The organism is Allocoleopsis sp., from assembly GCF_036703385.1.
Classification (GTDB): domain Bacteria; phylum Cyanobacteriota; class Cyanobacteriia; order Cyanobacteriales; family Coleofasciculaceae; genus Allocoleopsis.
On the sequence record NZ_DATNPA010000336.1, the window covers coordinates 1 to 3,106 of the forward strand.

Genomic DNA, 3,106 nt, shown 5'->3' on the forward strand with positions numbered 1-3,106 from the left:
ACGGTCGGACAATTCTAGGCGCTGCGAGAGTTCTTCTAGTTCCTGCTGCAATACGCCATTGCCGATAATTTCTAAAATGGCATTGGTTTGAGCAGCAACGGGTGGGAAGGCTTCTAATAGTAGGTCTACCGCTTTCCAGTCTACAAGCCGACCGATGTAGACGAAACGGACTGTTTGATTGGGTTGTTTGGCAACTGGAGGTATAGGTTTCCACACGGATAAATCAACTCCATTGTCCACCAGTTCTATGACTCTACCTTCTACACCCGCAGGTAGCGCCTGCTTTGTCCGCTCATTGGCAACCAGCACCGTCTGCGCTTTTAACTTGCCTGGGAGAAGGCGATTGCAGAAATTAGACAGTTGACGCCCTAGCACAATCGTCAGCTCCTCCAAGTAATTTTGGCGAGAGCGAAACGCTGATGGAAATTCCATTCCGCCGTTGAGTGGCCCAATAACTACGGGGGCGCCCACTCCAAACATCAGAGACGGGTATTTGGGTGAGAGAGGGATTGGCTCATGCACCACATCAATCTGATGTTCTTGAACAAGGCGACGGACGAGGTGGCGTTGGATATTCTGTGTATGCAGGTGACTGAGTAATCCCAGCGTTACTTCTCCCATCCGTCTCGGCAAACGCTGTTGCCAGTACCATAACAACTTATGCAGCCAGGTATCCTGGACAAAGTGCATGTACTCGTAATCGTTTGGAAATAGTGCCTGGAGTTCAGCCTGGGTGCGGGCATGAACGACTAAGTGGGCTTCAATGTTACGTGAACGAAGAACTTGAAAGTAATGCAGTGGGTCAAAGGCTTCACCTCCGAGTTTCGTCGAGGCATTTTCCGCCACAATCACAACTCGCATCTTGGACGTTTCTTTAAGCTTCCCTGGTTCTCGGTCGGCGACGTTCATCATCTTTTTGTCTCTGTACAAGCTTGATCGATCCAAGTAAGGCGACTACAAAACCTTGATGAAGTTTCTTGTTTTAGTTTTGTTTAGGTTTGAAGGAAGCCCAATTGTTATAAACAAATAATCCTTTTTTAGCAAAAATTCCCAAATTTACCCTAGGGTAGAAAATTTTTGGAAATGATTATGTAAGGGATTGAGTTGTGAAAACTCCTCTCTAACTGATTGTAAATTTTGCCAAAGCGAATTTTCTTTAGAGAAAAAATAATAAATGTTTATCTGAACTAGCATTTAGGTAATTTTCTCTATTCAAAAAAATGGATAACTCACTGCACTAATAGAGAAGAAGTAATCCTCAAACTTTTTTCCAAAAAGATAAATTGCTCAACTATTTTAGCTTTTAAGGAAGTGTTTTGTTGTTCTCAAAAGAACATTTGATTAATTAGGTTTGGCTTAGTGGTGAAGACTCTAAGTTAAAGCTTGAATCGAAACGATATCGTCCGATTCCAATCAGCTGACGGGTGTAGCGAACTCCAGCGTCAAACAGAGCTAGGGGGAACCCTTGTAGCGTCGGATGACCAGCTGACAGGGTGGCGAGAATCCGTGCGGGAATACTTTTTATTTCCATCCAAGTTGCCTCTTCTCCAACCTGCTCTTGGTATTCGCGGGCAAGGGCTGTATAAGGAGAGAGTTCCAAGTGGATGTAATCGTAGTACTTGCGTAGCCGCCTGAGTAACGGTTCTTCAGAGTTCCACACCTGTCTGGGAGATGGTGCTCGTTCCCAAGGCTTACGACCCATAGAATGAATGAACGCTGGCAGTCCCCGACGTAGGTTATGCAGCCGTTCAGTGGGTGTATAACCGGCTGGACCGAAGCATTGAGCAATATCGACACCACGCTCTAGCATTTCGATGGGTATATCGGAGAATTCGGTCGAACCTAGAAGGGCTGTGAGAACTTCTTGGTCCGTCAGCATGTGCAGTGGTCGTTCGTAGTAAGGTTGGAGCTGCGCCTGCCTGTAGGCTGGATGATTGAGTAGGGTTTGCCAAGCGTGAAGCAGTTCGATGTGCTGAGGTGTTACCCGCACTACTCCCGTGTTGACGGTTGTGGGGAGAATTCGCTCTGGCTTCAGTCCCCAAGCGAGTGTTCGGTGGTTTCCTCCTTGTTGCTGTCCCCAGTAAACTTCTTGGGTGACGACCAATGTTCTGTCATCAAGGCAGCCTAGACGCGGGCGGAAATCTTGGTTGACTAAAATGTCTGTGTCAATCCAAATTACATCGCGATGACCTTCGTTCAGACATTTAAGGAGAATCGTTGGTTTCACATTCCAACTCAGTCCGGCAAGATTGGGGTCAGCCATGAGCTGAGCGTTGGATAAAGTGGCAACCCACTGGCGAAAGGTATCAGGCGGATGAGGACAGCTAATGATAACGGGAAGGTCTGGACAATGGCGTGCCAGACTCAAGACAGTAAGTTTAAGGCCAATCAAGTATTCGGGTCGATCTTCATGGACGCAGACAATCATCGGTTGAACCCCTGTTGCATCTGCATCCATGAATTCTGTATATTTCGGGGAAACGTATTTCCTTGGGTCAAAAGGTCTGGTGGCGGTAGGATTGGTAAATGCTTCATTTTGACTTGACAAAAGTCACTGTTTGTACTCAATTAGTGTACTTTTACTGCCCAGTAACCGAGTTCGTAGAAATTTCAAGGCTCCTTCTACCTGGGCGAACTTACCCATAACGCAGGAAAGAGCATAGAAAATTGCGTTTTTACTACTAATGTTTTGGCGACGTAAGCTGATAAAGATGCGAGCAAACTGTAAGGGGTATCCCAGCAGCAGCAGTAAGCTCAAGCCGTGAGTATTCCAAGCCCCACTGATGGCTAACAGGGGGATGAAAAGCCCCCACAGCCAAATACTGCGGGTTTCCTTGACCCAATGGCGTTCTGGTTCACCCCCATGCAACCAAGAGCCTTCCGCGTAGGCATGACCGGCTCGCATGGCTCGTTTCCACCACTGACTAAGCCGGGTCATTTGCGCGTCATGTAGGGTCATGTCCCCATCAAGCCGGAAAATTTTCCACCCGTTCTGGCGCAGTCGCACGCAGAGTTCAGGTTCTTCCCCGGCAATGAGTGTGGGATTGAACCCTCCAACTTGCTGGAAGGCAGCAACGCGCATCATGGAGTCTCCACCACAGGCTTT

General features: G+C 47.6%; 3 protein-coding genes. All 3 read right to left on the reverse strand.

The annotated features are described in order from the left end of the window. Positions 1 to 912: glycosyltransferase (locus V6C93_RS16645; protein WP_333477787.1), on the reverse strand; the 912-nt coding region annotated here is incomplete at its 3' end. Between the two features lie 433 nt (positions 913 to 1,345). After that, positions 1,346 to 2,548 (reverse strand): nucleotide-diphospho-sugar transferase, encoded by a 1,203-nt coding sequence (locus V6C93_RS16650; protein WP_333477788.1) that lies wholly within the window; start codon positions 2,546 to 2,548, stop codon positions 1,346 to 1,348. 3 nt (positions 2,549 to 2,551) lie between these two features. Then, a partial coding sequence (locus tag V6C93_RS16655) for a glycosyltransferase (RefSeq protein WP_333477789.1) occupies positions 2,552 to 3,106 on the reverse strand: 555 nt, incomplete at its 5' end.